General features: G+C 69.0%; 11 protein-coding genes. 4 read left to right on the top strand and 7 right to left on the bottom strand.

Going from position 1 to position 5,956, the window contains the following annotated elements; genetic code table 11:
* Positions 1-5: 5 nt before the first annotated feature.
* Together VF542_RS07475 and VF542_RS07480 are read left to right on the top strand one after the other, a co-directional pair.
* Entirely contained in the window at positions 6-311 is a 306-nt protein-coding gene (locus VF542_RS07475) for an RNase A-like domain-containing protein (protein WP_408651078.1), read from the top strand.
* Positions 308-619, top strand: a complete 312-nt coding sequence (locus VF542_RS07480; RefSeq protein WP_408651069.1) for a contact-dependent growth inhibition system immunity protein — start codon at positions 308-310, stop codon at positions 617-619. Before VF542_RS07475 ends, VF542_RS07480 begins: the two co-directional genes overlap by 4 nt.
* Positions 620-656: 37 nt before the next feature.
* On the opposite strand, the gene VF542_RS07485 is transcribed toward VF542_RS07480, so the two are convergent.
* The 7 genes from VF542_RS07485 to VF542_RS07515 all read right to left on the bottom strand — a co-directional run bounded on the left by VF542_RS07485 (position 657) and on the right by VF542_RS07515 (position 4,643).
* A complete protein-coding gene (locus tag VF542_RS07485; protein ID WP_408651070.1) occupies positions 657-1,022 on the bottom strand; it encodes a VOC family protein in 366 nt (121 codons plus the stop codon).
* A 50-nt stretch (positions 1,023-1,072) separates the two neighbouring features.
* Entirely contained in the window at positions 1,073-1,741 is a 669-nt protein-coding gene (locus tag VF542_RS07490) for a TrmH family RNA methyltransferase (RefSeq protein WP_408651079.1), read from the bottom strand.
* A 61-nt stretch (positions 1,742-1,802) separates the two neighbouring features.
* Entirely contained in the window at positions 1,803-2,330 is a 528-nt protein-coding gene (gene pyrE / locus VF542_RS07495; protein ID WP_408651071.1) for an orotate phosphoribosyltransferase, read from the bottom strand.
* Between the two features lie 10 nt (positions 2,331-2,340).
* Entirely contained in the window at positions 2,341-3,126 is a 786-nt protein-coding gene (locus tag VF542_RS07500) for an SDR family NAD(P)-dependent oxidoreductase (protein ID WP_408651072.1), read from the bottom strand.
* A complete protein-coding gene (locus tag VF542_RS07505) occupies positions 3,123-3,836 on the bottom strand; it encodes a hypothetical protein (RefSeq protein ID WP_408651073.1) in 714 nt (237 codons plus the stop codon). Before VF542_RS07505 ends, VF542_RS07500 begins: the two co-directional genes overlap by 4 nt.
* A gap of 21 nt (positions 3,837-3,857) precedes the next feature.
* A complete protein-coding gene (locus tag VF542_RS07510) occupies positions 3,858-4,217 on the bottom strand; it encodes a DUF2752 domain-containing protein (protein ID WP_408651074.1) in 360 nt (119 codons plus the stop codon).
* 57 nt (positions 4,218-4,274) lie between these two features.
* On the bottom strand, positions 4,275-4,643 hold the full coding sequence (locus VF542_RS07515; RefSeq protein WP_408651075.1) for an RDD family protein: 369 nt from the start codon (positions 4,641-4,643) through the stop codon (positions 4,275-4,277).
* Positions 4,644-4,754: 111 nt separating this feature from the next.
* Here VF542_RS07515 and VF542_RS07520 point away from each other — a divergent pair, with 111 nt between their 5' ends.
* On the top strand, positions 4,755-5,072 hold the full coding sequence (locus VF542_RS07520; protein WP_408651076.1) for a hypothetical protein: 318 nt from the start codon (positions 4,755-4,757) through the stop codon (positions 5,070-5,072).
* Between the two features lie 175 nt (positions 5,073-5,247).
* Positions 5,248-5,904: a hypothetical protein gene (locus tag VF542_RS07525; RefSeq protein ID WP_408651077.1), complete on the top strand. Its 657-nt coding sequence runs from the start codon at positions 5,248-5,250 to the stop codon at positions 5,902-5,904.
* Positions 5,905-5,956: the final 52 nt, after the last annotated feature.

Genomic DNA, 5,956 nt, shown 5'->3' on the forward strand with positions numbered 1-5,956 from the left:
TTACGGTGTGGCACGAGGACCTCCTGAGTACTGGGCGTGGTTGCCGTGGTAGCTCCACACCCCACTCAGGAGGCCCTCCTACATCAAGATCATCCGATCAGAACGGCCTGCACCAACCTGTCCGGGCAGTACAGCTAGCCGGTCATGCAGAGGAGCTCGTGCTCGATGGCAGAGCTTCCATCCCCGTCGGTATCCTGATTCCGCGCGGATCCACGGAGTCCGCGGCTGCCCAGGGGATTAGAATCCTCCTACGACGTAGTGCGAAAATGGAGAACGGCTACCTACTAATTACTGCGATGGTGATCGAATGAAGTCCTGGAATTCATTGAAGACCCTGCTGGGGGGTTACCTCCACGAGGACTTCGCTGATTTTCATGGCAATGCGTGGGGTGCGGTGGACGCGTTCGTTCAAAATCAGCCAGAATACGCACCGCAACTTCGCCGTCAGATCACTGAGCTGATCAGCGCTTCTCCATCGGAAGCAGACCTGGAAAGAGCACTCGTCGTTCTAGGCCTCAACTACCTACCGACAGCGGACGGCTGGGACAGTCACCGAACCTGGCTGCTCGCGGTGGCAGATCGGGTCGATCAGCTGCTGCACACCTCGCCGGCGGCCTGAACCGCCGCGCCTGGCAGGGCAAACACCGGCGACTCGATCAGCTCGGCAGCCGGAAGTGCGGGTTCCGGATGAAGCCCACCACATTGCCGGTCGCGTTCAGCACCGAGCCGGTAATGATGCCATCACCCACGTCGCTTGCCGCCACGTGCTCCACCGCACCGACGGCGATGGCGGCGTCCATGGCCTCCTGCACCGACTCCACACCCCAGTAGGTCAGCGCGCCGTCGGCGGGGCTCGCCTCGGGCAGCAGGCCCAGTTCGTAGCCGGCCACGTCGAAGCCCACGTAGAACGGCTGATCGAAGTAGGGTTCGCGGCCGAGCAGGGTGCTCCACCACAGCGTGGCGGCGGCCAGGTCAGCGACGGGATAGATCACGGTGCGCAGGCCTTGCAACTCGAGAGCCATACCGAGAACCATCCCACGAACCCGGCGGGGGCGGCAGCGCGTCCGGACTATCAGCCCTGCCGGCCCGTCAGCCGGGTGCTGATAACGGCGTGCTGGCGGATCCAGCAGTGCATCGCGATCCCGGCCGCCACACCCGCATTGATCGAGCGGGTGGAGCCGAACTGCGCTATCGACAGCGTCGAGGTGGCGCTGGCCTGCGCTTCGGGGGTGAGCCCGGGCCCCTCCTGACCGAACAGGAACAAGGCGTTGCGCGGCAGCTCAGCCGTCTCGATCGGGGTGGAGCCGGAGGTGTTGTCGATCGCCACGATCGGGCAGCCGTTCTCGGCCGCCCAGTCCGTCAGTGCGGCGATGCTCGGCAGGTGGCGCAGGTGCTGGTACCGGTCGGTCACCATCGCGCCGCGCCGGTTCCAGCGCTTGCGCCCGACGATCAGTACCTCACGTGCCAGGAAGGCATTGGCCGTTCTGACCACGGTGCCGATGTTCGCATCGTGCTGCCAGTTCTCGATCGCCACCACGAACTCGTGCCGGCGGGTGTCGAGGTCCGCGACGATCGCCTCGACAGTCCAGTACCGGTAGCCATCGCTGACATTGCGGTGATCACCGTGCTCCAGCAGCTGCGGGTCGTAGTGCCCGCCGGTCGGCCACGGCCGTGGATGCGGCCCGACGCCGACAGCAAGATCGGGGGTGGCGTCGCCGCCCGCCGGGCCGGGCACCGTCACATGGTCACCGGGCCCGTCCTCATCGGGCAGGTGGCCGTCCTCATCCGGCACCCGCGCGACCCTAGGCCAGGCCCAGGTCGGCCAGCGAGTACGCCGCGCGGCACGGCAAGCCGGCCGCCTCGATAGTCTGGCGAGCCCCGCGGTCCACGATCAACGCCACCCCTACCACGTCGGCACCGGCCTCCCGCAGCGCCTCGACGGCAGTCAGCGGGCTGGACCCGGTGGTCGAGACGTCCTCCACCGCCAGCACCCGGCGCCCGGCCACCGACGGCCCTTCGATCCTCTGCTGCATGCCATGCTGCTTCTCCGCCTTGCGCACCACGAAGGCATCCACGGTGCCGCTGCTGGCGTGCAGGATCGCGGTGCCGACCGGGTCTGCGCCGAGCGTCAGCCCACCGGCTGCGTCATAGGACCAGTCCGCGGTGAGTTCCCGCAGCACCCGTCCGACCAGTGGCGCGGCCCGGCGGTGCAGGGTGATCCGGCGCAGGTCGATGTAGTAGTCGGCCTGTTGCCCCGAGGACAGCGTCACCTGCCCGTGCACCACGGCCAGTTCCTTGATCAGGCTCAGCAGCTCCTCGCGATCGCTCATGCCAGCCACCCTATCGGCGGGTCAGCACCCGGCGGACGACCGAGCGCGGCAGCACCCTGACCAGCAACAGCAGAGCCTTGTAGCGCTTGCTCGGCACGCTGATCACGGCGCCACCCCGCGCATCGGCCAAGCCCTCGGCGACCACCCGGTCGGCGTCCAGCCACATCCAGGACGGCGTGCCGCTCATGTCCGCCTCGGCCCGGGCATGGAACTCGGTGCGGGTGAAGCCCGGGCAGACCGCGGTGATCCGGACGCCGGTGCCCGAGAGCAGCAGCGAGACTCCCTCACTGAACGAGGTGACCCAGGCCTTGCCGGCGGCATAGGTGGTCGACGGGCCCCGCGGCACGAAGCCGGCGACCGAGGAGACATTGATGATCTCCCCCCGCCCCCGGGCCGTCATCGCGCGGACCGCCGCATGGGTCAGCGCCAGGACGGAGCCGACATTGAGATCCAGCAACCGCTGCTCCTCGGCCAGCGGAGCCTCGCCGAACGGGCGGTACAGCCCGATACCGGCATTGTTGACCAGGGTGTCGACCGGCCGTTCGGACTCGCCCACCCGGGCCGCCACCGTGGCGCAGCCGTCCGCGGTGCTCAGGTCGGCCGGCAGCACCTCCACCTGCACCCCGAACCGGCCCCGCAGCTCGGCGGCCACGCTGTCGAGCCGGTCAGGCGTTCGGGCCACCAGCACCAGGTCACGGCCCTCAGCGGCGAGCCTGCGGGCGAAGGATGCACCGAGCCCGGCGGTGGCGCCGGTGACCAGGGCATAGCCCTGCAACGGCCGTGCCACAGCGGTCACTGAGGTGCCTGCTTGCGTGACTTGGCCCGCGGCGCCGGTCGCTTGGCCGCGGTCGGGCGGGCAACGGCGGATCGTTCACTCGCCTTGGTGAGGGACACCGGTTCGCCGCCGCTCGGTTCGCCGGCCGGCGCGGGGCCGCGGGCCGCAGTGCGGTCAGCTGCCCCTCTGGTCGCAGCCATCGCCGCCCGGCCACCGAACAGCGCGCCCAGCGGAGACGCCGAAGCTCGGGCCGGCCGGAAGTACGCGGCGCTGGACGGCAGGAACAACAGCACGATGGCCACGAGCGAGGCCAACCCGGTGAAGCCGGACAGCAGCCGGAAGAGCAGGTTGTCGTCGGTGAAGAACCCAGCCACCCGGAACACGTCCGCGGCGACCAGGACTGCGACGAACAGATAGAGCCAACGGGCCCAACTGCGCCCGTCGCGGATGTACTTGGCAACCAGCAGGATCAACCCGATGTAGACAACGGTCAGCACCACGTTGGAGCGCAATTGGCTGTCGACCTCGTCGGCCAGGGTGGCCACTGACCATTCCGGATGCAGTGTCGCGGCGTTGCGCCGAAGTTCAGGCTTGGCGCCGAACAGTGCGAAGGCAGCGGCCAGCGCAAGCACGCACCGCAACAGGATCGCGCCCACCGCCAGATCGACGCTTCGCGGGCGGGCAGCTCGCTGGGGACCGGTATCGGGGTCCGGCGCGGTGTCGGTTTCCATCTGAGCGAGCGTACCGGCGGCTCAGGTCGGTGGTGCCAGCCAGCGTCCCTGGGGCAGGTTGCGAACCACACCGAAGGCCAGGACGAGAAGGATCCCGGCCCAGAGCACCGGCCGGGGATACGGTCGCGGAGCCCGCCCTGGATCGGCGGAGAACCATCGCCACCAGAACACCGCGAGCAAGGGCAGCGCGGCCACGAACAGCGCGTTGTCGTGCAGGGCGGTGGCGGGCTGCGCGTGAATCAGCGCGTGGCTGGCCCTGGTGCATCCGCAGAACGGGCACCAGAGACCGGTGATCTCGTGTAGCGGGCACAACGAGAGGCGGCGGCTGTTCGGGTCGAGGAACCACAGCGCCGTGGCAGCAGCCAGGGCTGCCCCCGCCATGACGACGGGGCCAGCCCTCGCCCTGACCTGCTCAGCGACCACGACGACCGGCAGGCATTACCGGGTGTTGACGACGAAGTCGCCCGCAGCCTTGTCGTGCCAGCCCTGGTACCGCTTGGTCCGGTCGAAGAAGGGCGAGAAGTAGCCGACCAGGCACAGCAGGCCCGTCAGGCTCTGAACCAGGTAGCGCAACAGCCCGCGGCCGACGCCGATCGGCCCACCGGTGTTGGCATCGACAACCCGGATGTTGAGCACCTGCATGCCCACCGTTTGCTGCCTGACCCCGATCAGGTACCCGAAGTACGCAAAGCCGATGATCAGCTGCAGCAAGGAGCTGAGGTCCTGGCCAAGCAGGAACGTCAGAATGCCACCTACGACAGCCAGGATGATGACGTCGATCACGAAGGCACCGAATCGGGCGCCCATGCCTGCGGGGGATCCAGCACCGCCCCCCATCACGCCGGCGGCATAGCCAGGGGCCGGCGGGTAGTAACCGGGCTGCTGACCGTAACCCGGCTGCTGACCGTAGGCGGGCGGTTGGCCGTAGGCGGGCTGGCCGTAGCCGGGCTGCTGACCGTAGGCGGGCTGGCCATAACCCGGCTGCTGGCCATAACCCGGCTGGCCATAACCCGGCTGCTGGCCGGGGGGCTGTGCCCACGGATCAGGCTGGCTGGGCGGCTGACCGTAACCGGGTTGCTGGCCTTGCCCCTGCTGGCTCCCCGGCTGCGCCCACGGGTCAGGCTGACCCTGCTGCTGGTTCCCCGGCGGCTTGGCCCACGGGTCAGGCTGGCCCTGCTGCTGATTCCCCGGCGGCTTGGCCCACGGGTCCGGCTGAGCCGGTTGCCCATCACCTGAGTCACCACTCGGACCGTTGCCCCACTCCGTCATCGATGTCCCCTTGCTCGTAGTTGCACGCTGGAAAACCGCCTGAGCCGCGGCGACGCGGCGCGCTACTGACCGCAGAAACCTATCCCCAAACCTAGTCGTCGGGCAGCCGCATCGCCTATAACGACGACTACCGTTGGCAATCATGGGAACGGCCGAGGGGAAGAAGGCGCGCACCGACGCGCGCGAGCTGGCTACCACGATGCCGCCGGACCCGTACCGCGGTGCGCTGTCCGACCCGTACGCCGGCCGACCCGGGGCCACCCCGTCACCAGCCACCCAGGCCGGCACCGGCCTGAGCGCCGACAGCGCGGGTGCCGGATCGGCACTCGGGCTGGGTTCGGTGCCCGACTACAACCACTTGCCAGCCGGCAACCGCACCCCGGGACCTGCGGTCATGGCCGGGATCCTCGCGCTGGGTCTGGCCGCCCTCCTGGGTCTGTTCGGCCTGCTGCTGCTCGCGATCATCAGCCTGCAGGACGACTACGGAGCCCCGGACCGGTCGTTCTACCGGGGCAGTGATTCCAGTTACCTGCTGCTGGCACTGCTGAACTTCGCACTCGGCGCCAGCCTGGCGATCGGTGGCATCTCATTCCTGACCGGCCGGCTGGTCGGCCGGCTGGTGATCACCATCGCGGGGTGGACGGTGCTGACGGTCTGCGGGTTCTGGTGGCTGCAGGCCGCGGTGAACGGCGTGGTGCCGCTGGTGATGGCGGCGGCCAGCCTCGGCATGCTGGTGCTGAGCTACCAGGCCAGCGTCACCCGCTGGCTGGGCGTGCTGCCCGCCGCCCAGCCAGAGTGACTGTCCCAGCCCGAACGGCCGTCCCTGTCTGGACGACCGTCCTGCCCGAACG

The organism is Jatrophihabitans sp., assembly GCF_036389215.1.
In the GTDB taxonomy this organism is placed as follows: domain Bacteria; phylum Actinomycetota; class Actinomycetes; order Mycobacteriales; family Jatrophihabitantaceae; genus Jatrophihabitans_A.

Bases quoted from the DNA above. Each gene is read 5' to 3' on its own strand.
- VF542_RS07515 (WP_408651075.1), bottom strand. From the start codon at position 4,643: ATGGGCGCCCGATTCGGTGCCTTCGTGATCGACGTCATCATCCTGGCT.
- VF542_RS07510 (WP_408651074.1), bottom strand. From the start codon at position 4,217: ATGGCGGGGGCAGCCCTGGCTGCTGCCACGGCGCTGTGGTTCCTCGAC.
- VF542_RS07505 (WP_408651073.1), bottom strand. From the start codon at position 3,836: ATGGAAACCGACACCGCGCCGGACCCCGATACCGGTCCCCAGCGAGCT.
- VF542_RS07525 (WP_408651077.1), top strand. From the start codon at position 5,248: ATGGGAACGGCCGAGGGGAAGAAGGCGCGCACCGACGCGCGCGAGCTG.
- VF542_RS07480 (WP_408651069.1), top strand. From the start codon at position 308: ATGAAGTCCTGGAATTCATTGAAGACCCTGCTGGGGGGTTACCTCCAC.
- pyrE (WP_408651071.1), bottom strand. From the start codon at position 2,330: ATGAGCGATCGCGAGGAGCTGCTGAGCCTGATCAAGGAACTGGCCGTG.
- VF542_RS07485 (WP_408651070.1), bottom strand. From the start codon at position 1,022: ATGGCTCTCGAGTTGCAAGGCCTGCGCACCGTGATCTATCCCGTCGCT.